General features: G+C 71.5%; 29 protein-coding genes. 11 read left to right on the plus strand and 18 right to left on the minus strand.

From position 1 onward, the window contains the following. Positions 1 to 20: 20 nt before the first annotated feature. The 5 genes from ACFXPX_RS01820 to tsaD all read right to left on the minus strand — a co-directional run bounded on the left by ACFXPX_RS01820 (position 21) and on the right by tsaD (position 6,080). Positions 21 to 1,010, minus strand: coding sequence for a JmjC domain-containing protein (locus ACFXPX_RS01820; RefSeq protein WP_380595090.1), 990 nt, complete (start codon positions 1,008 to 1,010; stop codon positions 21 to 23). A 34-nt stretch (positions 1,011 to 1,044) separates the two neighbouring features. After that, entirely contained in the window at positions 1,045 to 2,037 is a 993-nt protein-coding gene (locus tag ACFXPX_RS01825; protein ID WP_380639185.1) for a cytochrome P450, read from the minus strand. Between the two features lie 172 nt (positions 2,038 to 2,209). Continuing rightward, positions 2,210 to 2,389 carry a hypothetical protein gene (locus tag ACFXPX_RS01830; RefSeq protein WP_375883760.1) on the minus strand — a complete coding sequence of 60 codons (180 nt, stop codon included), beginning with the start codon at positions 2,387 to 2,389 and terminating at the stop codon, positions 2,210 to 2,212. A gap of 146 nt (positions 2,390 to 2,535) precedes the next feature. Further along, complete coding sequence (locus ACFXPX_RS01835; RefSeq protein ID WP_380639187.1) at positions 2,536 to 4,827, minus strand: M9 family metallopeptidase; 2,292 nt, start codon at positions 4,825 to 4,827, stop codon at positions 2,536 to 2,538. A 179-nt stretch (positions 4,828 to 5,006) separates the two neighbouring features. Further along, positions 5,007 to 6,080 (minus strand): tRNA (adenosine(37)-N6)-threonylcarbamoyltransferase complex transferase subunit TsaD, encoded by a 1,074-nt coding sequence (gene tsaD / locus ACFXPX_RS01840; RefSeq protein ID WP_380595094.1) that lies wholly within the window; start codon positions 6,078 to 6,080, stop codon positions 5,007 to 5,009. Positions 6,081 to 6,237: 157 nt separating this feature from the next. On the opposite strand from tsaD, the gene ACFXPX_RS01845 reads away from it, so the two are divergent. Both ACFXPX_RS01845 and ACFXPX_RS01850 read left to right on the plus strand, forming a co-directional pair. Next, the gene (locus tag ACFXPX_RS01845; protein WP_375883767.1) at positions 6,238 to 6,840 is read left to right on the plus strand and encodes a superoxide dismutase; all 603 of its coding nucleotides are present in this window, start codon (positions 6,238 to 6,240) and stop codon (positions 6,838 to 6,840) included. Positions 6,841 to 7,109: 269 nt separating this feature from the next. Further along, positions 7,110 to 8,153, plus strand: a complete 1,044-nt coding sequence (locus ACFXPX_RS01850) for a glycosyltransferase family 2 protein (protein WP_380595096.1) — start codon at positions 7,110 to 7,112, stop codon at positions 8,151 to 8,153. A 26-nt stretch (positions 8,154 to 8,179) separates the two neighbouring features. On the opposite strand, the gene ACFXPX_RS01855 is transcribed toward ACFXPX_RS01850, so the two are convergent. Continuing rightward, the gene (locus ACFXPX_RS01855) at positions 8,180 to 8,776 is read right to left on the minus strand and encodes a TetR family transcriptional regulator (protein ID WP_375883773.1); all 597 of its coding nucleotides are present in this window, start codon (positions 8,774 to 8,776) and stop codon (positions 8,180 to 8,182) included. Positions 8,777 to 8,898: 122 nt separating this feature from the next. Here ACFXPX_RS01855 and ACFXPX_RS01860 point away from each other — a divergent pair, with 122 nt between their 5' ends. Beyond that, on the plus strand, positions 8,899 to 9,201 hold the full coding sequence (locus ACFXPX_RS01860; protein ID WP_380521508.1) for a hypothetical protein: 303 nt from the start codon (positions 8,899 to 8,901) through the stop codon (positions 9,199 to 9,201). A gap of 137 nt (positions 9,202 to 9,338) precedes the next feature. Next, positions 9,339 to 9,785: an RICIN domain-containing protein gene (locus ACFXPX_RS01865; RefSeq protein WP_380521507.1), complete on the plus strand. Its 447-nt coding sequence runs from the start codon at positions 9,339 to 9,341 to the stop codon at positions 9,783 to 9,785. A gap of 91 nt (positions 9,786 to 9,876) precedes the next feature. On the opposite strand, the gene ACFXPX_RS01870 is transcribed toward ACFXPX_RS01865, so the two are convergent. The 4 genes from ACFXPX_RS01870 to ACFXPX_RS01885 form a co-directional block, all read right to left on the minus strand. Beyond that, positions 9,877 to 10,737: a biotin-dependent carboxyltransferase family protein gene (locus ACFXPX_RS01870; RefSeq protein ID WP_380521505.1), complete on the minus strand. Its 861-nt coding sequence runs from the start codon at positions 10,735 to 10,737 to the stop codon at positions 9,877 to 9,879. A 65-nt stretch (positions 10,738 to 10,802) separates the two neighbouring features. Continuing rightward, on the minus strand, positions 10,803 to 11,426 hold the full coding sequence (locus ACFXPX_RS01875; RefSeq protein WP_380639300.1) for an allophanate hydrolase subunit 1: 624 nt from the start codon (positions 11,424 to 11,426) through the stop codon (positions 10,803 to 10,805). Between the two features lie 5 nt (positions 11,427 to 11,431). Continuing rightward, on the minus strand, positions 11,432 to 12,325 hold the full coding sequence (locus ACFXPX_RS01880; protein WP_380639189.1) for a LamB/YcsF family protein: 894 nt from the start codon (positions 12,323 to 12,325) through the stop codon (positions 11,432 to 11,434). Further along, complete coding sequence (locus ACFXPX_RS01885; protein WP_375883785.1) at positions 12,322 to 13,011, minus strand: GntR family transcriptional regulator; 690 nt, start codon at positions 13,009 to 13,011, stop codon at positions 12,322 to 12,324. Before ACFXPX_RS01885 ends, ACFXPX_RS01880 begins: the two co-directional genes overlap by 4 nt. Before the next feature lie 157 nt (positions 13,012 to 13,168). Between ACFXPX_RS01885 and ACFXPX_RS01890 the strand changes: the two genes are divergently transcribed. Genes ACFXPX_RS01890 through pcp form a run of 3 tightly spaced genes read left to right on the plus strand, consistent with a single transcriptional unit; the run spans position 13,169 to position 15,608 of the window. Continuing rightward, the gene (locus tag ACFXPX_RS01890; RefSeq protein WP_380639191.1) at positions 13,169 to 13,975 is read left to right on the plus strand and encodes a DUF969 domain-containing protein; all 807 of its coding nucleotides are present in this window, start codon (positions 13,169 to 13,171) and stop codon (positions 13,973 to 13,975) included. Further along, positions 13,972 to 14,940 carry a DUF979 domain-containing protein gene (locus tag ACFXPX_RS01895; protein ID WP_380521501.1) on the plus strand — a complete coding sequence of 323 codons (969 nt, stop codon included), beginning with the start codon at positions 13,972 to 13,974 and terminating at the stop codon, positions 14,938 to 14,940. The genes ACFXPX_RS01890 and ACFXPX_RS01895 overlap by 4 nt, the downstream gene beginning before the upstream one ends. Before the next feature lie 23 nt (positions 14,941 to 14,963). Continuing rightward, entirely contained in the window at positions 14,964 to 15,608 is a 645-nt protein-coding gene (gene pcp / locus ACFXPX_RS01900; protein ID WP_375883792.1) for a pyroglutamyl-peptidase I, read from the plus strand. A 90-nt stretch (positions 15,609 to 15,698) separates the two neighbouring features. On the opposite strand, the gene ACFXPX_RS01905 is transcribed toward pcp, so the two are convergent. The 4 genes from ACFXPX_RS01905 to ACFXPX_RS01920 form a co-directional block, all read right to left on the minus strand. Further along, positions 15,699 to 16,196, minus strand: coding sequence for a phosphoribosyltransferase (locus tag ACFXPX_RS01905; RefSeq protein WP_360238628.1), 498 nt, complete (start codon positions 16,194 to 16,196; stop codon positions 15,699 to 15,701). An 83-nt stretch (positions 16,197 to 16,279) separates the two neighbouring features. Next, positions 16,280 to 17,407: a hypothetical protein gene (locus ACFXPX_RS01910; RefSeq protein WP_380639193.1), complete on the minus strand. Its 1,128-nt coding sequence runs from the start codon at positions 17,405 to 17,407 to the stop codon at positions 16,280 to 16,282. Between the two features lie 29 nt (positions 17,408 to 17,436). Further along, a complete protein-coding gene (locus tag ACFXPX_RS01915) occupies positions 17,437 to 18,627 on the minus strand; it encodes a methyltransferase domain-containing protein (protein WP_380639195.1) in 1,191 nt (396 codons plus the stop codon). Further along, positions 18,624 to 18,797 (minus strand): hypothetical protein, encoded by a 174-nt coding sequence (locus tag ACFXPX_RS01920; RefSeq protein WP_380639197.1) that lies wholly within the window; start codon positions 18,795 to 18,797, stop codon positions 18,624 to 18,626. The genes ACFXPX_RS01915 and ACFXPX_RS01920 overlap by 4 nt, the downstream gene beginning before the upstream one ends. Before the next feature lie 215 nt (positions 18,798 to 19,012). On the opposite strand from ACFXPX_RS01920, the gene ACFXPX_RS01925 reads away from it, so the two are divergent. Together ACFXPX_RS01925 and cyaB are read left to right on the plus strand one after the other, a co-directional pair. Then, positions 19,013 to 19,861 (plus strand): helix-turn-helix domain-containing protein, encoded by an 849-nt coding sequence (locus ACFXPX_RS01925; protein WP_380639199.1) that lies wholly within the window; start codon positions 19,013 to 19,015, stop codon positions 19,859 to 19,861. Between the two features lie 13 nt (positions 19,862 to 19,874). Further along, positions 19,875 to 20,444 (plus strand): class IV adenylate cyclase, encoded by a 570-nt coding sequence (gene cyaB, locus ACFXPX_RS01930; RefSeq protein ID WP_380639201.1) that lies wholly within the window; start codon positions 19,875 to 19,877, stop codon positions 20,442 to 20,444. 274 nt (positions 20,445 to 20,718) lie between these two features. Here the strand turns inward: cyaB and ACFXPX_RS01935 are convergent, their stop codons facing one another. The 4 genes from ACFXPX_RS01935 to ACFXPX_RS01950 all read right to left on the minus strand — a co-directional run bounded on the left by ACFXPX_RS01935 (position 20,719) and on the right by ACFXPX_RS01950 (position 23,581). Next, a complete protein-coding gene (locus ACFXPX_RS01935) occupies positions 20,719 to 21,552 on the minus strand; it encodes a hypothetical protein (protein WP_380639203.1) in 834 nt (277 codons plus the stop codon). A gap of 19 nt (positions 21,553 to 21,571) precedes the next feature. After that, positions 21,572 to 21,865, minus strand: a complete 294-nt coding sequence (locus ACFXPX_RS01940; RefSeq protein WP_380639205.1) for a hypothetical protein — start codon at positions 21,863 to 21,865, stop codon at positions 21,572 to 21,574. 154 nt (positions 21,866 to 22,019) lie between these two features. Next, on the minus strand, positions 22,020 to 23,258 hold the full coding sequence (locus tag ACFXPX_RS01945; protein ID WP_380639207.1) for a helix-turn-helix domain-containing protein: 1,239 nt from the start codon (positions 23,256 to 23,258) through the stop codon (positions 22,020 to 22,022). Then, positions 23,255 to 23,581, minus strand: a complete 327-nt coding sequence (locus ACFXPX_RS01950) for a putative quinol monooxygenase (RefSeq protein WP_380401244.1) — start codon at positions 23,579 to 23,581, stop codon at positions 23,255 to 23,257. Before ACFXPX_RS01950 ends, ACFXPX_RS01945 begins: the two co-directional genes overlap by 4 nt. A 228-nt stretch (positions 23,582 to 23,809) precedes the next feature. Here ACFXPX_RS01950 and ACFXPX_RS01955 point away from each other — a divergent pair, with 228 nt between their 5' ends. Both ACFXPX_RS01955 and ACFXPX_RS01960 read left to right on the plus strand, forming a co-directional pair. Further along, on the plus strand, positions 23,810 to 24,301 hold the full coding sequence (locus tag ACFXPX_RS01955) for an ATP-binding protein (protein WP_380521472.1): 492 nt from the start codon (positions 23,810 to 23,812) through the stop codon (positions 24,299 to 24,301). A 187-nt stretch (positions 24,302 to 24,488) separates the two neighbouring features. Continuing rightward, entirely contained in the window at positions 24,489 to 25,580 is a 1,092-nt protein-coding gene (locus tag ACFXPX_RS01960; protein WP_380639209.1) for a methyltransferase domain-containing protein, read from the plus strand. Positions 25,581 to 25,592 lie beyond the last annotated feature (12 nt).

Below are 25,592 nucleotides of genomic sequence, written 5' to 3' on the forward strand. Positions count from 1 at the left end.
CCCGCAGGTCGGCCGACGGCTCAGCGCCCGTTGCGGGCCACGGCCCGCAGCCGCCGCCAGGTGCGCCCGGCCGGCCCGCCCGCGGGGGCCTCGTCCGCCCAGTCCCGGGCCGTCCCGGCGAAGCTGTCGGTGCCCGTCGCGGCCGGTGGCCGGGCCCGGCCCGTCCGGGCGGCGCGCAGCAGCTGCTCCGAGGTGATGCCGCCGAGCCGGGCCCGGGCGTGGTCCAGCAGGGTGGCGCCGGCGGCGGCGATCGCGGGCTCGCCCAGCGGGCGGGTCGGCAGCGCCAGCCCTTCGGCGAGCAGCTGGTCCAGGGCCGTGCGCAGGTCCGGGACGGAGAGGTCGCGAACGGTCAGCGACAGGTGGCCGGACAGTCCCTCGGCGCCCACCGCGCGGTGGGCGAAGGCGCGCGGGACGTAGAGCACGTCGCCGGGCCCGAGGACGGTGTGCAGGCGCTGCGCCGAGCGTTCGTCGTCGGGGAGTTCGCCCAGCGACCACTCGGCGGCGGCCGGCGCGTCGTGGACGTACCAGGTCTTGCGTCCGGCGACCTGGAGGACGAACACGTCGGCGTCGTCGCGGTGCACCGCGAGGCCCTGGCCGCCGACCGGGGTGAGGAAGAAGAACGCTTCCACCCGCCGGTCCAGTTCCTCGGAGAGCCGGGCCACCAGGTCCCCGGTCGGGCCGTGCCACTGGTCGACGCAGCGAAGCAGCAGCGTCGCCCCGGTGCGCAGCAGGGCGAGCACCTTGGCGCGGTCGGCGAAGCCGTGGTGGGTGGTGCCGTTGACGGTGCGGGAGGTGGTGAAGGCCTCGGCCGGGAGGACCACCTTGTCGGAGCGGACCATCTCCAGGTACGGGGTGCGCAGCAGCCCGCTGTCGAAGGCGGCGTCCAGCGCGTCGAGGTCGAACGGCGAGGCGGGCCGGGCGGGGGTGAAGACGGCGGGTTCGCGCTGCCACCGGTGGTCGGCGAAGCCTGCGAGGTCGCCGACCCAGTCGGCGAGCGTGGGCGATTCCATGGTGTGTCCAGTGCTGTCGGGAGGGCCGGCCGGTTCAGCTGCCGACGGAGGCCTCGAACCGTACGGAGAGCAGGGAGCGCAGCGGGACGGGCGCGTCCTGCCGGGGGCCGCGGATGGTGAGGCCGTGGTCGAGGGCGACGGTGAGCAGGCGTTCGGCCAGCGGGACGACCAGGTGCTTGGCCCAGCAGCGGGCGCCGTCGAAGCCGAACGGCATGAACCCGGGGGTCTTCTCCGGGTCGGCGACCGCCTCCCACCGCTGCGGCCGGAACTCCAGCGGGTCGGCCCAGTAGTCCGGGTGGCGGTGCATCAGCAGGGGGAGCAGCGCGACGTTGTCCTCGGGGCGGATCTCCGGGTGCAGTCCGGCGTAGGCGTCCCCGCCGTTGCGGTAGAGCATCCACGCGGGCGGGAGCAGGCGCAGGGTCTCCCACAGGACGGTGGTGAGGTCCTGGTGCGGTTCGGGCGCCGTCCGCATCAGCCACAGGGCGTTGCCGGCCAGGGCGGCCACGCCGTCGCAGAGGGTGGCGGAGGCGCGCCGGTACATGGCGACGGCCTGCTTGCGTTCCAGTGGGTCGTCGGCGCCGCGGATCAGTCCGGCCATGGCGGTGGGCGTTCCGGGACCGTTCCCGTTCCGGTTCCCGTTCCCGTTCCCGCCCGCGCCGCCCGGCCAGGTGGTGACGGCCCGGTCGACGAGCCGGGAGAGGGTGTCGGAGCGGGTGATGCCGCGCTTGGCCAGCAGGGAGACCGGCAGCGGGTCGGATCCGAACAGCCACCGGCGCAGGTAGGAGGTGGGCGCGTACGGCCAGGCGCCGTTCAGCCCGCGGGCCGGGGGCGGTGGCGTGCGGATGCCCGCCATGACGTCCTGCCCCAGGGCGCGGATCGTCCGGGTCGCGCTGTCGTGGGGGATGTCGGCGCCCGCGGCGGGCTTGTAGACGGAGCGCTCGGTCTGGAGCACCGGGCGGGCCGCCACGATCTCGGCCATCAGGCGGGCGTCGGAGACGCCGACGGTGCGGGCGTCGACGCGGAACACCTTCGCGTCCCGGGCCAATAGGTCCTGAATTCGCGGGGCGTAGACGACGGAATGTTCGCGGACCGTTTCCGGCGCCATTTCTTGCACGAGGATCCCGCCTCCGTGGGAATACCGATGAAATACGGCGCCGGTGGGGCGGCGGTACCGCCGCCGCCCCACCGGCCGTGGTGCGTCAGATGACGTGCAGCACCCACGCGTGGTTGGCGAGGTCCTCGTCACGCTTGAACTTCTTCACGATCGCCTTGATCATCTTCATGGTTTTCCCCTTTCCGGGAATACGGGTGCGACGAATAGGTGTGGCCGCACCGGTGATGAGGTCCGGCATTCCGGTCCGGAAGGCCGAACTGCTCAACTGACTCAGGACCTTAACCGAACGGCGGCGATCATGACACCCCTTCGACAACCGGAGTTCGATTTCTACGGGGTATTGACAGCCCATTCGAATGCCGAATCGTTATAACCTTTTCCGGTGGGGGCATTCGCTCCCGCATTCGCCGGTCAGTTGTACGTGGTGGTGACGGTCACGCCGTCGAAGCCCTGCTGGGCGTACAGGCTGAAGTACACCCAGCCGGACGGCGGGTCGGCGACGGTCAGGGTCTCGCCGTTCCCGGCGGCGGTGGACTTCGCCCGGTACGACGAAGTGGTCGCCCAGGAAGGGCCGTTGTAGTACAGGTCGGCGTTGCCGGTGCCGCCGGCGGTGGTGATGGTCAGCTGCTTCACCCCGGCCGGCAGGTACAGGAAGCTGTAGCCGTAGTTGCCGGTGGTGGCGGCCACGCCGTCGCGGCGGCAGTTCCGGTCGTACTGCCGGGTGTCGGCGGCCGCGCACAGCGGGGCCCGGTCGGCGGGCAGGCTGCCGCAGTCGTCGGCGGCGCAGGCCTTGAGCCAGGTCGCGAAGTCGGCGTCGTAGCGGGTGCCGATGGTGGTCTTGAGCAGGGTGCGGGCGCCGTTCCAGTCACCGGTGCGGTACGCGGCGAGCAGGGCGTCGACGTCCTGGGGGTGCGACTGGAGCATGTAACGCACCGCCAGGTAGCCCCAGTTGTAGACCCGGGTGGAGTCGGCGTTGTCGTAGGTGGTGTCGAAGAGCGTGCTCAGCGGGTAGCTGCCCTTGCCGGCCTGGGTGACGGCGTCGTCGTAGTGGACGCCCCGGTAGCCGTACGAGACGTACTCGGCCAGGCCCTCGACCCACCAGACGGTCGGGGTGGTCATGCCCGCCTCGAAGTCGCCGTACATGTCGTAGCGGCCGTCGAGGTAGTGGGTGTACTCGTGGTTGAGGTTCCAGATCTGGAAGCTCGGGCGCAGCCAGTCGGCCTGGTGGGCGATGAAGCGGGCCTGGTTGCCGGGGGTGGCCGGGTTGCCCTCCTCGTACATGCCGCCGTTGTCGACGGCGATGTGGTACATCTCCCAGGCGTAGAGGCTGTAGTTGTAGTAGTCGTCGAAGACGACGACCTCCAGGCCGGTGTTGTGGTCGTCGGCGACCGGGCCGTTGTCCTTGGCCACCCGGTGGAAGTACGCGTCCTGGCCGACCAGGCTGGTGCAGGTGTCGGCGTTCTGCCGGTCGGTCATGCTCTGGGAGCGGATCCGCAGGTTCGGGTTGCAGGTGTGGTCGCTCCTGAGCACCAGCGGGACGAGCTTGGCGGGCACGTCGCAGGTGCCGTAGTAGGAGCAGTTGCCGGCGTCCTTCTGCTCCGCGAACCAGAGCAGGTTCATGGTGAGCGGGGCGGTGGCGCCGACCAGCGGGTAGCGGTTGACCAGGTCCTTGACGATCGGCCGGCCCTGCGCCCGGAGGCCGTCGACGGCGACCAGGTTGCCGATCTGGATGCCGATCCGGGTCACCGGGTCGGAGCCGGTGAGCTGGGCGCTGTTGCGGGTGACGAAGGAGGCCATGGTGGTGGCGAAGGACGGGTCGGCCTGGAGGGCGGCGGTGAACTCGGGGAGCTCGAAGCCGCGTTCGACGACGGTCCCGGTGTTGCCGACGGCGGCGGCCATCGAGCCGGTCCACCCGCCGGTGTAACCGTCGAGCAGGCGCTTGACCACGCCGGTGTAGCGGGCGTTCTCCCGGGCGCTGTCGATCAGCGTGACGGCCTCGGCCAGGGTGGCGCCGTTGGCCTCGGTGACGTCCTTGCTGTGCGGGGCGGCGAAGAAGGCGTCCAGCGCGCCGCGGATCGCGGTCCGCAGGCCGTCGCCGTACGGGCCGACGGCGTCGGGGTGGTACCACTGCACGTAGTAGCCGGCGCGCAGGAACAGCACCAACTGCCCGGCGGAGGTGGAGTTGTCGCCCGGGTAGCCGGCGGCGGCGGTGTCGCGCAGGGCGTCGGCGACGGTCACCATCTTGGCCTCGGCGAAGGCGCCCTTGGCGTCGTCGCCGGTGAGAGTGAACAGTGTGTTGACGCAGTCGAGGCCGGCCGCCTTGACCCGCTGGACCAGCGGGGCGCCGGACGTGCCGGTGAACGCCGCGGTGTCGCAGGCGGTCAGCTGCCGAGCCGTCCGGCCGGTGCCGACGGCACCGGCCGCGGTCGGGGCGGTGGGCCTGCCGTGGCTCTCGGCGGCGAGCGGGCGGGGGTCCTGGGGCGTGTCGGGCGACTTCGGCACCGGGATCGCGCGCGGGGCGACGGGTGCGGCGACGCGTGGGGCGGCCGGGTGGGCGGCCGGTGCGGCCGCCGGTGCGGTCGGCGTCGGGGTGCGGTCGGCCGCGTGCGCCTGCGGGGTGAACAGGCCGGCTGCGAGGAGGAAGGCGACGCCGAGCGCGGGCAGTCTGCGCGCGTTCGCCTTCGATATCCGGAAGGGACGCATGGGGTGGGGGCCTCCGGGACCGTGAGGGGGCCGTGCGGTGGGGGCGCACGGACGGGGTCTGATGTGTGACATGTAAAATGGCACACTCATTCAGGTAAAGGGAAGACCCGGGAGCCGGGGTTCCGGTCGACGAGACCGAACCGTGCCCTTCCGTGCGCCGCGCCTCGCCTGACGGTCCGTCAGACCAGCGACCGTGCCCGGGGGGTGAGCGCCGCGAACTCCAGCGGCGCCGACGGGTCCACCGACACGTCCGCCGGGGCCGGCTCGGCCCCGGCCCGGACGAGGAGGTCGCCGACGGCCGCGACCATCGCGCCGTTGTCCGTGCACAGCCGCAGCGGCGGCACCCGCAGGGCGATCCCGGCCTCGGCGCACCGCTCCTCGGCGAGCGCCCGCACCCGCGAGTTGGCGGCGACCCCGCCGACCACCACCAGGGTGTCGATCCCGTGGTCGGTGCAGGCCCGCACCGCCTTGCGGGTGAGCACGTCCGCGATCGCCTCCTGGAGGGCGGCCGCCGCGTCCGGGACGTGCGGCTTGCCGCCGGCCGTGCGCCGTGCCTCGACCCAGCGGGCGGCGGCGGTCTTGAGGCCGGAGAAGGAGAAGGCGTACGGGTCGTCCCGCGGCCCGGTCAGCGGGCGCGGCAGCCGTACCGCCGCCGGGTCCCCGTCGCGCGCGGCGCGGTCGACGGCCGGCCCGCCGGGGTAGGGCAGGCCCAGGATCCGGGCGACCTTGTCGAAGCACTCGCCGGCCGCGTCGTCCAGGGTGTCGCCGAGGTGGACGATCCGGCCCCGGGCGAGGTCGCGGACCAGCAGCAGCGAGGTGTGCCCGCCGGAGACGATCAGCACGATGCACGGGTCGGGCAGCGGCCCGCCGTCCAGGGTCGCGGCGGCGACGTGCCCGGCGAGGTGGTGCACCCCGTACAGCGGGACGCCGAGCGAGAAGGCGTACCCCTTGGCGGCGGCGACCCCGACCTGGAGGGCGCCGGACAGGCCGGGGCCGGTGGTGACGGCGACGGCCCCCACGTCCCGCAGCGTCAGCCCGGCGCGGTCCAGGGCCTCCTGCACCACCGGGGCCATCGCGTGGACGTGGGCCCGGGCGGCGATCTCCGGCACCACCCCGCCGTAGCGGGCGTGCTCGTCCATCGAGGAGGCCACCGCCTGCCCGAGTAGCACGCCGTCCCGGACCAGACCGGCACCGGTCTCGTCGCAGGAGGACTCGATGCCCAGCACGACCACCGGCGACCCTGTCACAGTCACTCACCCTCTTCACTCATTACACGTGCGGGTGACCATTGTGCCCGATGTGAACGGTGGAATAAGCAGGAGCCCATGCTTCGTTCCTGCAACTCATACGCAATAGTGTTGTCCCGGCACGATCGTCATCGCTCAACCCGCCGAAAGGGGCCGTGTCCTGATGGGCACCTACTCGCTTCCCGACCTGCCGTACGACTACTCCGCGCTCGAGCGGGCCATGTCCGCCGAGATCCTGGAGCTGCACCACTCCAAGCACCACGCCGCCTACGTGAAGGGGGCGAACGACACCCTGGAGCAGCTCGCCGAGGCGCGCGACAAGGAGCAGTTCGGCGGCCTGGTCGGCCTGCAGAAGACCTTCGCCTTCCACCTCTCCGGCCACGTGCTGCACTCGCTGTTCTGGCAGAACCTGTCCCCGGAGGGCGGCGACCGCCCCGAGGGCGAGCTGGCCGACGCCATCACCGAGCACTTCGGCAGCTTCGAGGCCTTCAAGAAGCAGCTCACCACCGCCACCACCGGCGTCCAGGGCTCCGGTTGGGGCATCCTGTCCTGGGAGCCGCTCGGGCAGCGCCTGATCGTCGAGCAGGTCTACGACCACCACGGCAACGTCGGGCAGAACACCACCCCGCTGCTGGCCTTCGACGCCTGGGAGCACGCCTACTACCTGCAGTACCGCAACGTCCGCCCCGACTACGTCACCCGTCTGTGGGACGTCGTCAACTGGCAGGACGTCTCCTCCCGCTTCGCCGCCGTCAAGGGCGCCTGAGCACCGAGCGAGCAGGAGGGCCCCGGACCGGTCGGGCGGTCCGGGGCCCTCCCCCTGTTCTCCCCCCGTGTTCCCCCTGTTCCCGCCGTGGTTCCCCGCCACGGCCGTCGACCCCCGTCACGTCAGCCACACCGAACCGAACGCCCTCCGCCACCCGTTGTTCGCCCGTGAACGGCGCGCGGTCGCTACGCTCGGGACACCGCCGGTCACCGGCGGTCGGCGGCCGACCGGCCGACCGGCCCGTCCGCTCCTGAGCGAAAGGCCGTCCGATGGCCCCTCGTCTGTCCGTCGTCGTCCCGATCTACAACGTCGAGCGCTACCTCGCGGAGTGCCTGGACTCGATCGCGGCCCAGACCTTCACGGACTTCGAGTGCGTGCTGGTCGACGACGGCTCGACCGACGACGGCCCGATGATCGCCAAGGAGTACGCCGCCCGGGACCGGCGCTTCCGGCTGGTCCAGCAGGAGAACAAGGGCCTCGGCGCCGCCCGCAACACCGGCTGGCGCCACCTCGCCCCCGGCACCCAGTACCTGACCTTCGTCGACAGCGACGACACCCTGCCGCCGCACGCCTACCAGTTGATGATCAGCACGCTCGACCAGACCGGTTCCGACTTCGCCACCGGCAACGCGATGCGCCTGCGCACCACCGGCCTCACCCCCTCGCACGCCCACCGCCGCCCCTTCCGCGAGACCCGGCTGCGCACCCACGTCAGCGAACTGCCCGCCCTGGTCACCGACCGCACCGCCTGGAACAAGGTCTACCGGCGCACCTTCTTCGACGCCGCGGGCATCCGCTACCCCGAGGGCATCCTGTACGAGGACGCCCCGGTCAGCGTCCCCCACCACTTCCTCGCCGAACGGGTCGACGTGCTCTCCGAGCCGATCTACCACTGGCGGGTCCGCGAGGACGGCAACCTCTCCATCACCCAGAAGAAGACCGACCCGCGCGGACTGATCGACCGGGTCCGCTCGATGGAACTCGTCCGGGAATGGCTGCTCGCCCGCCCCGAAGCCCTCTTCGCCGAGCAGTACCTGCGCGCCTACGACCGGAACTGCCTGGCCGAGGAGATCCCGATGTTCTTCTGGTCCATCCCGGACGGCGACCGCAACTACTGGGAGGTCTACCAGCGGCACGTCAGCCGCCTGCTGCAGGCCATCGGCCCCGAGCGGATCGCCGGCCTCAACGGCCAGTTGCGGCTCAAGTACCGCCTCACCCAGGCCGACGCGATGAACCGCTTCATCGCCGTCCAGCGCGTCCACCGCACCGTCCGGCGCGCCCGCCAGGCCGCCCAGGCCGTGCGCCGGGGCTGACCGGGGGTCGGCGGCGGCGGGCGCCGTCAGCCGACCGCAGGTGCCGTCAGCCGGCGGACCAGGGTGACCAGGGCCGCCCGGTCCGTCGTCCGGTCCGCCGTACCGGCGAGCAGCAGGCGGACCATCTGCGGCAGCGTGAACCACGCGTTCACCAGGCCGATCACCGCGAACATCAGCCGTGCCGGATCCACCTCCCCGGCCACCCCGCCGCTGCGCTGCGCGGCGGCGACGGCGGCGACCTTCTCCGCGTAGTGCGCGGTGCGCTCCGGCCCGGCCGCCAACTCCTCGGCGTCCGAGCCGCGTTGCAGTCCCTCCCAGGCCAGCAGCCGGGAGAGGTGCGGGTGGGCCGAGTGGTAGTCGAAGACCCGGCCGGCGTAGTCGCCGAGGTCCAGTTCCGCCTCCGGGGCGAGCGGTACCGCCTCGGCGAGCTTGCCGAGCTCGGACGTCAGCACGGCGGAGAAGAGCTGCTCCTTGTTGCCGAAGTACTGGTAGATCCGCTCCTTGTTCACCCCGGCCCGGGTCGCCACCCGGGCGATCCGGGCCCCGTCCGGGCCGAACTCGGCGAACTCCTCGACCGCGGCGTCGAGGAGGAGCTGCTGCGTGCGTGCGGTGTCCCAGGCCATGGCCCAAGGGTATCCCAAATTTCCAACCCAATGGTTGGACTTCCGCGTCCGCGCGTGCCAAACTCCAACCGAAGGGTTGGAGATGAGGTCTCCGCCCGATCACCAAGGGGAGGACCCGCGCCATGACCACCGACACCATCACCCCAGCAGCCCCCGCCACCGTTCGGGCCACCGTCGCCCCGGCCACCCCCGCGGCCCCCTCGGTCCCGTCGGTCCACCGCCGCGCCGTGCTCACCTGGCTCGCCGTCTACCCGACCATCACCACCGCCTTCCTCCTCCTCGGCCCCCACCTCGGCAGCCTCCCCGTGCCGCTGCGCACCCTGGTGATGACCGCCCTCGTCGTCCCCGTCGTCGTCTACGCCCTGATGCCGCTCCTCCTCAAGGCGGAGACCAGGCTCGCCCGCCGGGCCGACGGCCGGAAGTAGCGGGCGACCCGGCCCCGGCCCTCCGTCGGCCGGGCGGAACCTACCGTCGGATCGAACTCTTAACGTGGATAGGGCGGTTGGGATGATTCTCTTCAACCAGAGTCGCCGTCGCCGCAGCTGCCGTAGCGCTGGCCCTCGTGGGCGCGACGGCCTCCACGGGGCAGGCGGCGGCCAGTGGCCACCGGCAGCTGTCCCAGAACGTCCGGTTCTACAACGCGGCGGTGGACGGGAACCTGGACGGCAAAGCCAACGGGACGTATCCCCTCACCTACCCGTCCAACGGCAGCCCCGTTCAGACCTGGACCCTGACCCCGACCGCCCAGGGGGCGTTCCAGATCATGAACGTCTACAAGAACCTCTGCCTCCAGGCGCCTGCCACCACCGGGGACCCGATCCCCCTGATCCGGTGCAACATCAGCAACCCGGCCCAGTGGTGGGACCTCGACGAGAGCGACAACAAGGTCGTCATCACCGAGTACCTCGACGGGGACTACGCCATCCAGTCCAACGGGAACTACACCACCGTGCTGAGCGCGTTCTCCGACCACAACAAGCTCCAGGAATGGGACGTGTTGCCCGCGTAGGGGAGCAGGCCCGTCGAGCCCCTGCCGCCCCCTCGGGCCGCAGGGGCTCGACGGGTCCGGCGTCCTGCCGGTGCGGGCCCCGGCACCGAACTCACCGCCGCCGCATCGGGGTGAAGCGGACCGGGGTGCCCGGGGCGGCCTGGGCGGCGGCGGCCAGCGCGGCGGCGGGGACGACGCCGATGACGGGGTAGCCGCCGGTGGTGGGGTGGTCCGCGAGGAAGACCACCGGGCGGCCGTCCGGCGGGACCTGGACGGAGCCCAGGACCATGCCCTCGCTGGGGAGTTCGCCTTCGCGGGCGCGCTCCAGGGGCGGGCCGTCCAGGCGCAGGCCGATCCGGTTGCTGGTGGGGGAGACGCGGTAGCCGGAAGCGGTCAGGACGGCGAGCGAGCCGGCCGTGAACCAGTCGTCGCGCGGGCCGAACAGCACCGGCAGGAGCAGCGGATCGGGCGGCGCCGGCGTCGGCACCACGTCCGCCCGGGCGGCCGGGCCGACCGGCTCGCCGAGTGGCAGGGCGTCACCCGGTGCCAGCGGAGCGGGGCCCAGCCCCGACAGCAGATCGGTCGAGCGGCTGCCGAGGACCGGGGCGGCGGCGACCCCGCCCGCGAAGGCCAGGTAGCTGCGCACGCCCCGCGTCGCGGGGCCCACGTCCAGCAGCGCCCCGGCGGGCAGCCGCACCGGGGCGCCCCAGGCGGCGGGCCGCCCGTCGACCCGTACGGCGCACGGTGCTCCGGTCACGGCGACCGTCACCGCGCGGTCCACGCGCAGCGCGCAGCCGAGCACGGTGGTCTCCAGGGTGGCCGCCGTCGCGGGGTTGCCGACCAGCCGGTTGGCCAGCCGGTGGGCGGGCTGGTCCAGCGCGCCGGACCGCGGCACGCCCAGGTGCGCGTGCCCGGGGCGGCCCAGGTCCTGGACGGTCGTCAGCAGGCCGGAGCGGGTGATGGTGACGGTCATGCTTCCTCCCTCCTGTTCCCTCGCTGATACGTCCCCGCTGAGGTTTCCCGGCTCATGCTTCCCGCTCATGCTTCCTCGATCACGAAGCGGACCCGGGCACCCGGGCTGAGCAGGGCCGCCGGTTCGCGGGACGGGTCCCACAGCACGGCGTCGGTGTGCCCGATCAGCTGCCAGCCGCCGGGGGAGGAGCGCGGGTAGGCGCCGGTGTAGCCGCCGGCGAGGGCGATCGCCCCGGGCGGGACGGCGGGACGCGGCGCGGCCCGCCGCGGCACCCGGTACCGCTCGGGCAGGCCGGTCAGGTAGCCGAAGCCGGGGGAGAAGCCGCTGAACGCGACCCGGAACTCGGTCGCGGAGTGGATCCGCGCGACCTCCCGCTCGGCGACGCCCCACAGCGCGGCGACCTCCGCCACGTCGGCGCCGTCGTAGCGCACCGGGACGGTCACGGTCGCGTCGGCGCTCGTCCGCAGCGGCGGGACGCGCCAGCCGGGCAGTTCGGCGGCCAGGGCGTCCGGATCGGCCACGCCGTCGAGCAGGACGGTGCGTTCGGCCGGCACGACCTCCGCGACGGACGGGAACCCGGACGCCGCGCGGCGGCGCTGGAGTTCGGCGTGGAAGGCGAACGTCTCGTCGGCGCCGTCGAGTTCGACCAGCAGCGCGTCCGGGCCGACCCGTAGGACTCGCAGGTTCATCCCGTTCATCTCGTAGCTCCGCCCGCCCGCTCCGGTACGGGCGTGAACGCCTCGACCCGGACCCCGGCCCGCCACAGCGCGGTCCGCACCCGCTGGGCCAGCTCGGCGGCCCCCGGGGTGTCGCCGTGCACGCACAGCGAGCGGGCCCGCAGCCGGATCCGTTCGCCGGTGCGGGCGGTGACCTCGCCGTCCCGGGCGATGGCGACCGAGCGGTCGACGACCGCGTCGGGATCGTGGACGACGGCGTCGGGTTCGCGGCGCGGCACGAGCGTGCCGTGCGCGGTGTAGGCGCGGTCGGCGAACGCCTCGGCGACCGCGGGCAGTCCGGCCCGCCGGGCCGCCTCGTGCAGCCGTGAACCGGGCAGCCCGAGCACGGGCAGGTCCTGCTCCCGGGTGGCGAGGCGGACGCCCCGGACGACCGCCTCCGCCTGCTCCTCGTCGTGCACCGTCCGGTTGTACAGCGCGCCGTGCGGTTTGACGTACGCCACGTCCGCTCCGGCCGCCCGGGCGAACACCTGCAACGCCCCGATCTGGTAGGCGACTTCGTGGGCCAGCTCGTCGGGCGGGACGTCCATCGCCCGGCGGCCGAACCCGGCGAGGTCCCGGTAGGAGACCTGGGCGCCGATCCGTACGCCCCGGGCCGCGGCCAGCTCGCAGACCCGCTGCATGGTGCTCGGGTCCCCGGCGTGGAAGCCGCAGGCGACGTTGGCGCTGGTGACCACGGACAGCAGGGCGTCGTCGTCGGTGAGCGTCCAGCGGCCGAAGCCCTCGCCGAGGTCGGCGTTGAGGTCGACGACCGTCGTGGGGGCGCCCTCGGTGCCTGCGGTGCCTGCGGTGGCTGCGGTGCCTTCGGTGGCTGCGGTGGCTTCGATGCCTTCGGTGCTTCCGGGCGGTGTCACGCCGCGCCGTCCGTCATCGCGCGGACGATCACCGCGCGCGCGTCGTTCAGGTACCTGGTCAGTTCCACCTCGGCGTCGTCGATCTCGCCCGCCTCCAGCAGCCCGGCGAGCGTCTGGTTGCGGCGCAGGAACGGCTCGTGGAGCCCGCTGGCCGAGGGGACGGCGGCGAAGGCCAGGCGCAGCTCGGCCATCAGCCGGGCCATGCACTCGTCGATCCGCCGGCTGCCGGCGAGCCCCGCGATGGCCTGGTGGAAGTGCAGGTCGGCGGTGCCGACGGTGACCCAGTCGCCGAACGCCTCGGCGTCCTCCGCGCGGGCCAGCGCGGTCCGCACCGCGGCCAGGCGCTCGGGCGTCGCGGCCCGCAGGGCCCGTACCCCGGCCGTCTCCAGCGCGAGGCGCAGGGTGTAGATGTCGGCGACGTCGGCCGGTTCGAGGATGCGGACGAACACGCCGCGGTTGAGCTCGTGCACGACCAGCCGCTGGTCGGCCAGCAGCCGGAACGCCTCGCGGAGCGTGTTGCGCGAGACGGTGAGCGCCTCGCCGAGCGCCTCCTCGGAGAGCCGGGTGCCCGGGGCGAGCCGGCCCTCGGTGATGTGCTCGCGCAGCACCTCGGCCACGCGTTGGGCGGCGCTGGCGCGTTCGATGCGACCCCGGTCGGCCGCGAGCGCGTCGAAAACTCCGGTCACGTTCCACCTCCTGAACTCTTGTCGGATTGTTCCACAATCCCCTAGCCTCTCGGCAACCCCCGAACGGTCGCGGTCCACCCAATCGCGACCGCCTCGGCCCCGGGGTGCCCAGGCGGCCACCCGTAGGGCGGAGGTCCTCTGAAAGGCGGTCAGGAACATGATCGTTCTTGTCGGCATCCTCGTCGTGGTGGCCGGGTTCGCCACCCGGCGCAATCCACTCCTCGTCGTCGGCGCCGCCGGCATCCTCACCGGACTGCTGGGCGGGATGAGCCCGCTGAAGGTCCTGGAGGCCTTCGGCACCGGCTTCGCCTCCAGCCGCTCGGTGACCCTCTTCGCGATCACCCTGCCGGTGATCGGCCTGCTGGAGCGCCACGGCCTCCAGGAGCAGGCGCGCACCCTGATGAACAAGCTCGCCAAGGCCAGTGCCGGACGCGTCCTCGCCGTCTACCTGGTGGTACGCCAGCTCACCGCCGCCTTCGGCCTCACCGGACTCGGCGGACCGGCCCAGGCGGTGCGCCCGATGGTCGCGCCGATGGCCGAGGCCGCCGCCGAACGCCGCCACGGCACCCTGACCGACAAGGCCCGCGAACGCCTGCGCTCCTTCGCCGCCAGCGCCGACAACGTCGGCCTGTTCTTCGGCGAGGACTGCTTCCTCGCCGTCGGCTCGATCCTCCTGATCACCGGCTTCGTCGACGCGACGTACCACACCGACCTGGAGCCGGTGCAGCTCGCGCTCTGGGCCATCCCCACCGCGGTCTGCGCCACCCTCATCCACGGCGCGCGCCTGCTGCGCCTGGACCGCACCCTCGCCCGGGACCTGCCCGCCGGGCCCTCCGCCGCTGCCGTCACCGCGCCTGTCGCCACCATCGCCACTGCGCCCGTCGCTACCACCGCCACCACGGCGCCCGCCGCTACCACCGCGCCCGCCACCACCGCCGACCGCACCGAGGAGACGACCAAGTGATCAAGGTCGAGTGGCTGTACTGGCTGGTCGGAGCCGTCTTCCTCGCGATGGCCGCGCAGATGGCCGCGGACCGCGGCAACCCCAAGCGCTACGGCAGCGCCGCCTTCTGGGGCCTGCTCGGCGCGAGCTTCGTCTACGGCTCCTGGGTCGCCGACAAGTCCGCCCCCGCCGCGCCGCTGGGCGTCGCCGTCCTGGCGATGATCTGCCTGGCCGGCTTCGGTTTCACCGGCCGCGGCACCCCCACGGCCGCCGCCCCCGAGCAGCGGGCCGCCTCCGCCGCACGCCTGGGCAACCGGCTGTTCATCCCGGCGCTGGCGCTCCCGCTGGTCGCGCTGGCCTGCGGCACGCTCCTCAAGGGCGTGCACCTGGGCGGCGGGGTGCTGCTGCAGACCGGCAGCGAGACGCTCCTCGGGCTCGGCATCGCCTCGCTCGTCGCCCTGGGCCTCGCCCTGCTGCTCACCCGCGAACGCAACCCCGCCGTCGCCCTGCGCTCGGGCCGCGGGCTGCTGGAGGCCATGGGCTGGGCCCTGCTGCTGCCCCAACTCCTCGCCGTCCTGGGCTCGATCTTCCAGAGCGCCGGCGTCGGCACCCAGGTGGGCAGGATCACCACCCACTTCCTCCCGGACGGCAGCAAGTACGCGGCGGTGGCGGTCTACTGCCTGGGCATGGCCCTGTTCACGATCATCATGGGCAACGCCTTCGCCGCCTTCCCGGTGATGACCGCGGCGATCGGCTGGCCGGTCCTGATCACCCAACTGCACGGCAGCCCGGGCGTCGTCCTGGCCGTCGGCATGCTGGCCGGCTTCTGCGGCACCCTGGTCACCCCGATGGCGGCCAACTTCAACCTCGTCCCGGCGGCCCTGCTCGAACTCAAGGACCAGTACGGGCCGATCAAGGCCCAACTCCCCACCGCGGGAGCACTGTTGGTCTGCAACATCGCCATCATGTCGCTCTTCGCGTTCTGACCCCTCCCGGAAAGGCAGCCCCCGTGACCAGAGTCCTGCTCACCGGCTTCGAACCGTTCGACGGCGCCGACGTCAACCCCTCCTGGGAGGTCGCCCGCCTCGTCGCCGACAACCCGCCCGACGGGCTCCTGGTCACCGCCACCCGGCTGAGCTGCGTCTTCGGACGGGCGGCCGAGGAACTGCGCACAGCGATCGCGGACTGCGCCCCCGACCTGGTCGTCTGCCTCGGCCAGGCGATCGGCCGACCGGACGTCACCGTCGAGCGCGTCGCCGTCAACGTGGACGACGCCCGCATCCCCGACAACGCCGGCCGACAGCCGGTCGACCGGCCCGTCGTCCCCGGCGGCCCCGCGGCCTACTTCGCCACCCTGCCCGTCAAGGCCTGCGTGGCCGCCGTCCGGGAGGCGGGCGCGCCGGCCTCCCTCTCCCACACCGCGGGGACCTTCGTCTGCAACCACGTCTTCTACGCCCTGATGCACACGCTCGCCACCGAACACCCCACCGCCAGCGGCGGGTTCGTGCACATCCCCGCCCTGCCCGAGCAGGTCCTCGACGGCTCCGCCCCCGCCCTGCCGGCCGACCTCGTCGCCCACGCGCTGCGCGCCCTGCTCACCACGGCCGCCACCCGTACGGTGGACCTCCGCGTCCCGGAGGGGGCGACCCACTGAGGCCGCCCGGACCCGCTGCGCCCCGCACTGCCCCGCCCCGCCCCGCCCTGCCCCGCCCCGGCGGACCGGCGGTGACGGCGGGCCGGCGACTCAGGCGTCGAGCACCTGACCGGGGCGCTTGACCACCGGGTCCTGCGCCGACCACGGGAACTCGATCCAGTCGTCGGTCCGCTTCCACACGTACTCGCACTTCACCAGGGAGTGCGACTTCTCGTAGATCACCGCGGACCGGACCTCGGCGACGTGGTCGAGGCAGAAGTCGTGCACCAGCTTCAAGGTCTTGCCGGTGTCGGCGACGTCGTCGGCGATCAGCACCTTCTTGTCGGTGAAGTCGATCGCGGCGGGGACGGGCGCCAGCATCACGGGCATGTCGAGGGTGGTGCCCACGCCCGTGTAGAACTCGACGTTCACCAGGTGGATGTTCTTGCAGTCCAGCGCATACGCCAGCCCACCCGCCACGAACACGCCACCCCGGGCGATGCTCAGGACGAGGTCGGGCTCGAACCCGTCGTCGGCGATCGTCTGCGCCAGCTCGCGCACCGCCCGGCCGAAGGTCTGGTAGTCCAGGATCTCTCGCACATCAGTCACGCTGTTCAGTTTCCTCGACACTCGGTCGGGCGGCGAATCCGGCCCCCTGGGCAGCCCACCGCGCGGACGGCGGCCACGCTCTCTCAGCGGCGCAGCAGCGCCTCCCGGTGCCCCCAGGCAAGCCGGAGCAGCGCCGCACCGGCGGGTTGCATCGGCTCGGTGGTGGTGAGGCGGTCCACCTGCTCGGCGGTGAACGGGATGCCGACCGAGCGGCCGGTCGCGTCGTCCAGGCCGACGCGGCGGCCCTCGTCGTTGGTGGAGACGATCCGCCGGAAGACCTCGTCGAACAGCTCGGCGTCGAAGACGGCCACCGTGAGCAGGTCGGTGACGTAGGTCAGCGGGTCCATCCCGAGGCCCAGCCAGAACATCCGCAGACTGCCGTCCTCCCGCGCTGCTCCGAGCGTCCGGTGCAGCGGCCAGGCCTCGTAGTCGATGGGTGCCTTGCTACTCCCGTACTCCTCACTGCCGCCGAGGAGCTCCTCGCTCAGCTCCCGCAGGACAGCCCGCCAGAGGTCGAAGTCGTTGGCCTCGTTCCAGGGCGCGTCGTGGGAGGCCTGGAACATCCCCACCGGCATCACCTGGAAGAGCCCGCCGCCGCTGGCCACCTTCGCGGGGTCGCGCCAGTGCAGCAGGAACTCGGCGTCGCCGGTGCGGCGATCGTGCCGGACGGTCAGCGTGGTGACGGCCGCCATGACCGGGCGGCGGGCGAGGTCGGTCGGATCGCCGACGGCGTCCCGGAACGGCGTGCGCCCGTCCGGGCCCGCCAGGACGGAGGCGGCGTACTCGTGGGCCGCCGCCTCGCAGATGTTGATCACATCGAAGTACCGCCCGCGCCCGAAGGTCAACGTCGGACCGGCCTCCGACACCTCCAACAGCCGGTAGCAGCCCCGGTCCTCGAACAGCCGGGGCCTGGCGAGCTCGCCGACCGCATCGGAGTAGTACCGGAACGCGGTGCCGTCCTCCCGCCGCGCCCGGACGTGATCGAGCTCGGGCTCCCCGCCGTCCAGCGCGGCCGGGGGCGTGTCCGCCTGCCACCGCAACCGGACCCGCTCCAGCGGCACCGGCTGCCCCGGAATCCAGTGCGGACGGGCCAACAGGGGCAACCCCGGGACCAGCCGCCCGGATGCGCCTTCGGCCAGCAGCTGCCCGGTCAACGCGAAGCGATGGTCATTCAGGAACGTCCGGACCCGCCGCCACTGCTCATCTGCCACCGGCTCACCCTAACGCCGCGCCCTCCGGCTCATCCCGAGGACCACGAGTTCGAGGGATCGTCGAGCCAGGCCCACTGGCCCTCGGGCGTCACGGTGAGGCCGAGGCGGTCCGGCCCCGGGCGATCGTTGTCGAGCCACCACCGGTGCGCGGCCTCGACCTCGGCCCAGAGCCGGCGGGGGCCGTGCTGCCACACGGTGTAGTGGTCGGCGCTGTCATTGCCGTCCCAGTCGACGGCGGCCCAGGAGCCGCCATCGGCCGTGGCCACCCAGAGGCGCGTGTCCACACCCTCGACGCCGGGGTCGTGGTCCCACGCGTACCAGAGGTCGCCGAGGCGGTGGCCCAGGGCGAACTGGGTCTCGATCGGGGAGTCGGCGACGGTCCACGGGTCGAGGGCGGTGGTGGACTCGGCCGGGACGTGGTCGTCCATGACCACGTCCCGGAAGAGCCGGAGACCGAGGCGCTGGGTTCGCATCAGCATGAACGCACTGTCGGCCGAGTAGCGGCCCGTGGCGGTTCCGTCGTCGTTCACCGTGAGGCGAAGCAGCCCGCAGTGGGTCCAGTCGTCGCACCAGGGAGTGAGGATGACGCCGCCGGGCCTCGACTGTTCGACCCAGGCGTAGGGAACCCGCCTCACCGCGCAGGTGGCCACCACCCGGTCGTACGGCGCCTGGGCGCCCCAGCCGAGGGCTCCGTCGCCGCAGACGACAGTGGGGGAGTAGCCCGTGGCCTTGAGGGCGTCGCGGGCGAGCTCGGCCACCGCGGGGTCGATCTCGATCGTGGTCACGTTGACGTCGCCCAGCCGGTGCGAGAGGAGTGCGGCGTTGTACCCGGTGCCCGCACCGATCTCCAGGACGCGCATTCCCGGTGCGAGGTCCAGGAGTTCGAGCATCCGGAAGACGATGGAGGGCGCGGAGGCGGAGGAGGACGGCAAGGCCTCGGAGAGGTCCGCCGGCTCCTGCCCGTCATTGACCTGAGTCACGACCGGTACGTCGCTGTAGGCCGCGGCGAACCACCGCTCGGGCTCACACTCGCGGTCACAGGCTGCCAGGACCTCGTCGTCACCGGAGAGCCAGACCCGGTCCGGAAGGAACCGGTGGCGCGGCGCCGCCTCGGCGGCCCCGCGCCACTCGGGGGCCACGTCATGGCCGAGGTACTGGGAGACGGTTTGGAGCAGACCGTCCACGGCGCTCTGCTCCAAGCCGGGCTGGTGAGTTGTCACTTGCTCTTGTCGCCGTCCTTGCCGTGCTTGCCGCTGGACTTTCCGGACTGGTGATCCTGGTTCTGCGGGGACTGGCCGAAGTCCTTCTTCCCCGCGTGCTTACCCTGTCCGCCGTCGTTGGATCCGCCGCTGCCGCCGGAGCTCCCGCCCTTGCCGGTACCCCATCCCATGGAGTTCTCCCACTTGATCGTGATGCTCGTCGTGGTGTCGGGGGCGCGCCGCTCACCGGGATCATCGGCCCGTCCCCGGCGGTTCCTTGGCCGGTTAGCGGGCGATCGAGCGGAATCGGGCGACGGCCACGTGTCCAGAATGAGGTGACTGACAGTCAATGCCGATATCCAGTCGGTAATCTCACTGTGGGATCGACCGACAAGGGGCGCGCCGCATGGGTACTGCACTCGAACCGATCAAACTGCCCGACCTTGCCTGGCAGAACGAGGAGGTCCGTCGTGCGTTGGGGGAGCGTGATGTCGCCGCTGTCTTCCGGTACGTGCAACACCACAGTGGGGCCAGCCAGGCTCGGATCGCTGTGCAGGTGGGAATGACTCAAGGCCGCGTCAACGAGATCATCAACGGTCGTCGGCTCGTGACGAAGATCGACGTCTTCGAACGCATCGCGGACGGGCTCAACCTTCCCGATGGGGCCCGACGTCTTCTCGGGCTGGCCCCGAGGTCGGACTGTCGCATGTCTGGATCGGCCTTCGACCTGGCGGCGTTCCCCGAGATCGTGCGCGTATACAGCGACCAGGCATCGGCTGCTGCCGAGATCCAACGGGCAGCAAGGTCGGCCGCAGAGCTGGACATCCTTGCCGTACGCGGGCTTGGGCTCCTGGCTCTGCGTGACTCGCTGCTGCGCCAGCACATGGACCGGGACGGAGATACCGCCCCGCGTCTGCGCGTGTTGCTCCTCGACCCGAACTCGCCGGCTGCCGAGTGGCGGGCTGCTGAGATCGGAGAGTCGACGGAGTCGCTGGCGGGCGGCATTCGGCTTGCGGAGGCTCGGTTGCGAGAACTTGCCAAGCACCGGCAGGTGGAGGTCTACCGGTACAGCACGGTGCCGGTGTGGCGGATCATCAGGCTGGATCGGACCGTCTTTGTCGGGTCCTTCGACGTGGATTGGGAAGGACACGAGTCGGCAACCTATAAGGTTCTGGCCACCCCGCACGGTCCCCTGTACCGGGGCTGGCGTCGACAGTTCGATGTGATGGTGGAAGACGCTGAGCGCGTGATCTGACGGAGGGAACAGGATGGCGATCGAGGCTGAGCTCAAGGCGGTCGTGCGCGACCCGGAAGGCGTGCTCAAGCAGCTGGAGGCGCGGTGCGGCGCCGGCCGGGCCGAGGTCTACCGCGACACGTACTACGACGCGCCGGACGGCAGCCTGATGGGTGCCGACCGGGAGTTGCGGATCCGCACCGTGCACGGCCCGGATGACACGCGGAGCGTCCTGACCTACAAGGGTGCGCGGGTGGACGAGGCCTCCGGCTCGAAGCCGGAGGCCGAGACCAGGGTCGAGGATGTCGCTGCCGCGCACGAGATCGTCCGGGGCTTGGGTTTCGTTCCGCGCATCGCGTTCGAGAAGCGATGCCGTAACTACGGGTTCGAGCGCGATGGCCGGCGGGTGCTGGTCACGCTCGTGCGCGTTCCCGAGCTGGACGACGCCACGTTCATCGAGGTCGAGACGATGGCGGCAACGGAGCACGAGCTAGGGTCGGCACTCGCTTTCGTCCGCGCCGTACTTGCGGAACTGGGGATCGGAGAGAGCGACTTGACCACGGACCTGTACACCGATGCGGTCGCGGCGGCGCGACCGGTGTGATCCGGACGGTTCAGCGGGCCCGCTGGCTCATCGCCGTGCTCCCTGTGGCCAGAGCACGACGACCGGCACGCTCCGGTGCCGTGCGTAGGCGACGACGTCGGCCGTGCCGCCGTAGCCGCGTGCCACTCGGCGACCGTGATCTCGCCCGCCTGGTGGGCATCGTCGATCGGCGCCAGATCTCGCCGGCCTCGCTCCTTCGCGCTTGCGATGTCCTCGGCGTCGTGACCGCCCGGAGGGCGCGCGATGGAGTCCATGTGCGCTCCTTCCCTGTTCGTCAACTCTGTTGCTGGTCCATGGTCCACCTGACGAAGCCGGGGTCCGTGACCTGCGGCGGGGTAACCCCAGTCAGCCCACATGCCCGGTCAGCGAGGAGAGGGGCAAGTTCTGGGTAGTACCCCCGATCAACAGCCTGGAGCATCTCTGCGAGAGCGATCAGCTGACCGACACGCCCGGCAGGAGTGTCGAGGATGTCGGCGAACTCCACGCGGACGCGGTCCGCGACCTCGGGCACGAGGAGGCTGCTGACCCACAGGACTGCGGGGTCGTAGCCGATCGGCACCAGGCCCCAGCGTTCCCAGTCGAGGATCTTGAGCGGCCCGGTGGTCAGGTTGGCCCACTGGAGGTCACCGTGCCCGGTGGTCCGCTCGACTTCGGCCGGGGCCGGGATGCCGAGGTACTTCGGGAAGACCTGTTCGACCCACGTCCGGCGCAGAGTGATCTTCGCGCTGGGTGCTTCCGCGATGCCGGCCAGCGCGTCCTTCAGTGCGCTCCACCAGCCGTCGTCCAGGCCAGGATCGTCGCGAAGATCCGGCGTGGAGGAGACCGCGGGACCTACCAGGTCGAAGACGTCGGCCTGGTAGAACCAGCCGGTCTCGGTCCAGTCCGCGATGTTGTGGAGCCGGGGTCGCGGGACGGAGGCGGGGATGAGCTGTTCCGCGCCGAGGGCTCCCTGACCGGTCGGCCGGGGCGCCCGGTGGCGGCTGCTTCTGGAGACGCGGAGCCAGATGCTCTCGGCTCGCCGGCCGATGGTGGTTCCGGAGGTGCCGAGGACCGCCGGTCCGGTGCACACGAGGCCGAGGAAGGCCGCCGCCTTTTCGTGCGCTGCCATCAGGTTGCGCCGGGTGTCATCATCCGGCTGAAAGGACATCGAGCACCGTCCTGAGTCGCTTGTCGGGGATCGGTTCGGCGAGGGCCGCTCTCGCATCGTCCCAGTGCCGGCGGGTGCTGGTCGAGGTGAGGACGACGTCCAGTGCCGGGCACGCTCCGATGACCTGGAACGCGGTGGCGTGCGGGGTCGATCCCGGCGCGAGGAGGTTCACCAGTTCGGGGGTCATCAGGCCCGGCAGTTCTGTTTCCGCGATTCGTGCCGTGTTGGCTGAACTCGGAATCGAGGAAGATGACTTGACCACCGAGCTGTACACCGACGCGGTTGCGGCAGTCCGCCCGGCATTGCCTCATCGGTGACATGCGGGAGACCAACTGCAGGAGGGACGGAGCCCGTTTGGTTACGCCAGTGCGCCGCCGCCCTCCACGAGAGGGCGGCGGCGACCCTATCCCCGAGCCCGGTAACCGAGGTCACCCTGTGGCATTTGCGCGCTTGGCGAGTTTCACCAGTTCCGCTGGTGCGCCACGGCCGGCGATGAGGATGAGTTCACGGATCGCCGTCCGGGCCGCTACGTGGGTTCGGACGCTCTCCGGCGCCACTTCCTCGGCGCGAAGGAGGCAATCGAGAGCTTCCCCGAGATTTCGTCGTTGAGCGTGAGCTCGTCCGAGGTCGATGAGGAGCCGGGACCTTCGCTCGGGCGAGAGCTGCGCGGCATCGATCCGTTGGCCCAGTTCCAGGGCCTCGCCCGCATCGCCGAGTTCGAGGGCGGTGGAGACCGCTTGAATCTCGACATTCGTCGGGCCGAACTCCAGATTGAAGTCGTTTCGGTCCGCTCCGAGCTGTGCGGCTATGTCTCGGGCGCAGCCGATTTCTTTCCGGGCCTGCTCGCGTTGACCGGCGCGAGCGGCGGTCAACGCGAGAACCAGGTGGAGCGATCCGAGGACTGACAGTGCTTCCGGCGACCGGTTGCTGGTCGAGGTGTGCACTCGCAGGGCGGAGACTGCACTCTGCGCCACGTGTTCTGCCTGGTCCAGCCGCTGTAGCCGGACGAACGCATGAGCCATCCGGAAGATGCCAGCGAACACGTGCAGTGGCTGGCCGGACTGCTCGGCGGCTCGAATGGAGCGATCGGCGGCAACCCAGGCCGCATCGGCTTCATCCTGCCGAACAAAGGCAGCTGCGAGTGCCTGGTAAGCCTGGCTGAGAAGCAGGTGGACCTTGCCGCGATCGTCCGTGTCAGCGGTCCGTGCAGCTCGCTCCAACCTTGGCAGAACGTCGGCGATGGCAGTACTCAGTTCGGCGAACTGATTGCTGTGGGTCAGTTGCCACAGCCGTTCGACGGCGTTGGCCAGTTCGGCAGGATCATCGGTGACCATTAGGTCCTGATCGGCGAGCAACCCATCGAGAGCTGGATGCCCCGAGAGCGACAGCCGGGCCAGGTCGAGGTCGTTGGGCTGATCCGAGGTTGCGGGTGTCGTGACAGCGGGAGACGGAGCATCAGGTCGCAGGGTTTGAACGGAAACGCCGAGGCCGTTCGCCAGCAGTTGGAGAACATCTAGGCGGACAACCGGCTGGACGCCCCGTTCGACCTGTGACACCCAGCTGGCGGTCCGGTTGATGGCCGCGGCAAGTTCATCCTGCCTCATACCGCGGCTCTTTCGGAGCTGAGCGACCCGAGCGCCGAAGGCCCGCCGTTCCTCTGGGCTCACTGGAGGGCCTGGGCGGCAGAGCCGCCCTTGCCGGAGATCTCATCCAGGAACGTGACCTCGAAGGAGTCGAGGTACTGGCCGCGTTCGGCTAGGAACCGGCGGACATGAGGCTGGCGCTCGTGCTCCTCGAAAGCTTCGCGGTCCGCGTACAGCTCGTAGAAGACCCGGACGCACGGTTCGTCCGCCACGGCGTGGTTGACGTAGACGAGAGTGCCGGGTTCCTTCGCGCGGATGCCGTTGAGCGCATCCTCTGCCAGAACATCGAAGGCTTGAGCGGCAGTTGCGTCGTGGGCGACGAAGCGAACGACAAGACCGAATCCCATGGTTCTCCCCTTCCTGGTTGGTTGAGTCTTGCATGACTCGGTGAAGAACTGCGAGTGGCAGAGCTTCTTGACTCGCAGAAACTCTGCGACTACTTTCAGTGTTGCCAGCGTGGCGGAGAGCTACGCATGGATCCCCTTTCGCTGCCGTCTGACTGTGACGGTCACTGCTTGCGGGTTGAGCCGGGTGTCGACTTCGGCCATTCGTCCACTCGCAGGGATGGAGGAGCAATGGCGTCGGATCTGATCGTCAGCCCACTCAACACCGCCCGGTTCCCGGTGCCTCTGGAGTGGGGTGTGCCGCCGGGGGCCGAGGCCGTGCCGGCGGCTCGGCGGCTGGTGGGGGCGATCCTGCGTGAGTGGGCGGTGCTGTTGACCGAAGACGGGTTCCAGGAGGTGGAGTTGTGTGCGAGCGAGGTCATCGCGAATGCGCTTCTGCACACGGGGGAGCGGTGTGTCGTGTCCGTCTACCGGCGTAGTGGGCGGGTGCGGGTGGAGGTTGCCGATCGGGGTGCGGAGCTTCCGTATCGGGAGCGGGATCCCGAAGCGACCACCGGGCGTGGGTTGTTGCTCGTCCAGGCTCTCGCCCACGCGTGGGGGTGGCGCCCGGCGGAGCGGGGCAAGGTGGTGTGGTTCGAGTACCAGGAGGATGCCGAAGCGCCGTGCCCCACGCACGGGTGGGGCACGGCGAACGACCTCCGCTCGCTCCGCGAGGTGGCGTGATGCCCGGGCGCTTCTGTCTGGTGCGTCTCGTGTGGTGGTCGCTCTTCTCCGCCGTCGTTGTGGCAGGGTTCGTGGCGGGCCGCCGCAAGCGGTGATCATCGATTCGGGGCGCCGTGCGGCGACAACCCTCGGGGCTCCTTCGATTGCCGGGGGAGTGGGCCGCCGACCTTCTTGCGGGAGGAACACCTTGACCGTCACGGACACCGACCGGGCCGCCGAGCTGCGGCGTCGGCTCGCTCGCCGACTCGCCGCCGCGGGGCACCTTCCGGATCCGCGCTGGCGTGAGGTCTTCGAACGTGTGCCCCGCCATGCGTTCGTTCCCGAGTTCTGGCAGGGCCCCGATCGTCGGGTCAGTCCCGCCGACCGGGACTGGCTCGACCTCGTCTACGCCGACGACGTCCTGGTCACTCAACTCACCGGCGGGGCAGCCACCTCCTCCTCCACCGCGCCCGCCCTGATGCTCGACATGCTGCACGCGCTGGATGTGCACGACGGCAACCGGGTGTTCGAGGTCGCGGCAGGAACGGGCTACAACCTCGCACTGCTCGCCGAGCGCCTCGGCCCCCGAAACGTCTCGGGGATCGAGGTGGACCGCTCCCTGGCCGGACTCGCCAGGGAGCGGTTGGAGGAGTGCGGCTACCCCGTCACCGTGTACGCGGGGGACGGCAGGGCCGGGCACCCCGGCGGGGAGATGTGTGACCGGTTGATCGCCACCTGTGGGTTCGCGTCCATCCCGGCGGCGTGGCTGCGACAGGTCCGGCCCGGCGGGGTCATCGTCGCGCCGATCGGGTGGGGAACCGTCCGCCTGGTCGTCGGCGAGGGAGGGGGCGCCTCGGGTCGGTTCCTGCCGTTCGCCTCGTACTTCATGACGGTTCGCGAGGAGGGGGCCAGCGGCACTCCCGCCTACCCCGGAACTCCGGCCGGCACCACCGGCCGGGCGGCCGACGTGGATCCGGGTGCCATCGGGAACGACTCGTTCCGGCACCTGCTGTCGATCGTTCTCCCGGGCTCGGGGCAGTCCACCGAGTGCGACAGCCAACAGCACATCACCGCATGCCAGTTGTGGGCCGACGACGGCTCCTGGGCCCGTGTCGAGGCGGGCACGGTCCGGCAGTGCGGCCCGCGACGGCTGTGGGACACGGTGGAAGAGGCCTACGCGGTCTGGGTCGAGCAGGACCGACCGGGTCGCGACCGGTACGGCATCACCGTGACGCCGGACAGCCAGCGGGTCTGGATCGGCGACCCGGGCGGGCCGAGCTGGCTCCTTCCTGCTGCGTAGCCAGGTGTGACC

This window comes from Kitasatospora sp. NPDC059146 (genome assembly GCF_042786665.1).
Lineage (GTDB): Bacteria > Actinomycetota > Actinomycetes > Streptomycetales > Streptomycetaceae > Kitasatospora.

Excerpts from the sequence above, each read along its gene's own strand:
- ACFXPX_RS01920 (WP_380639197.1), bottom strand. The coding sequence starts at position 18,797 with ATGGGATGGGGTACCGGCAAGGGCGGGAGCTCCGGCGGCAGCGGCGGA.
- ACFXPX_RS01935 (WP_380639203.1), bottom strand. The coding sequence starts at position 21,552 with ATGGCAGCGCACGAAAAGGCGGCGGCCTTCCTCGGCCTCGTGTGCACC.
- ACFXPX_RS01860 (WP_380521508.1), top strand. The coding sequence starts at position 8,899 with ATGACCACCGACACCATCACCCCAGCAGCCCCCGCCACCGTTCGGGCC.
- ACFXPX_RS01855 (WP_375883773.1), bottom strand. The coding sequence starts at position 8,776 with ATGGCCTGGGACACCGCACGCACGCAGCAGCTCCTCCTCGACGCCGCG.
- ACFXPX_RS01850 (WP_380595096.1), top strand. The coding sequence starts at position 7,110 with ATGGCCCCTCGTCTGTCCGTCGTCGTCCCGATCTACAACGTCGAGCGC.
- ACFXPX_RS01925 (WP_380639199.1), top strand. The coding sequence starts at position 19,013 with ATGGGTACTGCACTCGAACCGATCAAACTGCCCGACCTTGCCTGGCAG.
- ACFXPX_RS01950 (WP_380401244.1), bottom strand. The coding sequence starts at position 23,581 with ATGGGATTCGGTCTTGTCGTTCGCTTCGTCGCCCACGACGCAACTGCC.
- ACFXPX_RS01955 (WP_380521472.1), top strand. The coding sequence starts at position 23,810 with ATGGCGTCGGATCTGATCGTCAGCCCACTCAACACCGCCCGGTTCCCG.
- ACFXPX_RS01875 (WP_380639300.1), bottom strand. The coding sequence starts at position 11,426 with ATGAACCTGCGAGTCCTACGGGTCGGCCCGGACGCGCTGCTGGTCGAA.
- ACFXPX_RS01870 (WP_380521505.1), bottom strand. The coding sequence starts at position 10,737 with ATGACCGTCACCATCACCCGCTCCGGCCTGCTGACGACCGTCCAGGAC.
- ACFXPX_RS01845 (WP_375883767.1), top strand. The coding sequence starts at position 6,238 with ATGGGCACCTACTCGCTTCCCGACCTGCCGTACGACTACTCCGCGCTC.
- ACFXPX_RS01820 (WP_380595090.1), bottom strand. The coding sequence starts at position 1,010 with ATGGAATCGCCCACGCTCGCCGACTGGGTCGGCGACCTCGCAGGCTTC.
- cyaB (WP_380639201.1), top strand. The coding sequence starts at position 19,875 with ATGGCGATCGAGGCTGAGCTCAAGGCGGTCGTGCGCGACCCGGAAGGC.
- ACFXPX_RS01890 (WP_380639191.1), top strand. The coding sequence starts at position 13,169 with ATGATCGTTCTTGTCGGCATCCTCGTCGTGGTGGCCGGGTTCGCCACC.
- ACFXPX_RS01835 (WP_380639187.1), bottom strand. The coding sequence starts at position 4,827 with ATGCGTCCCTTCCGGATATCGAAGGCGAACGCGCGCAGACTGCCCGCG.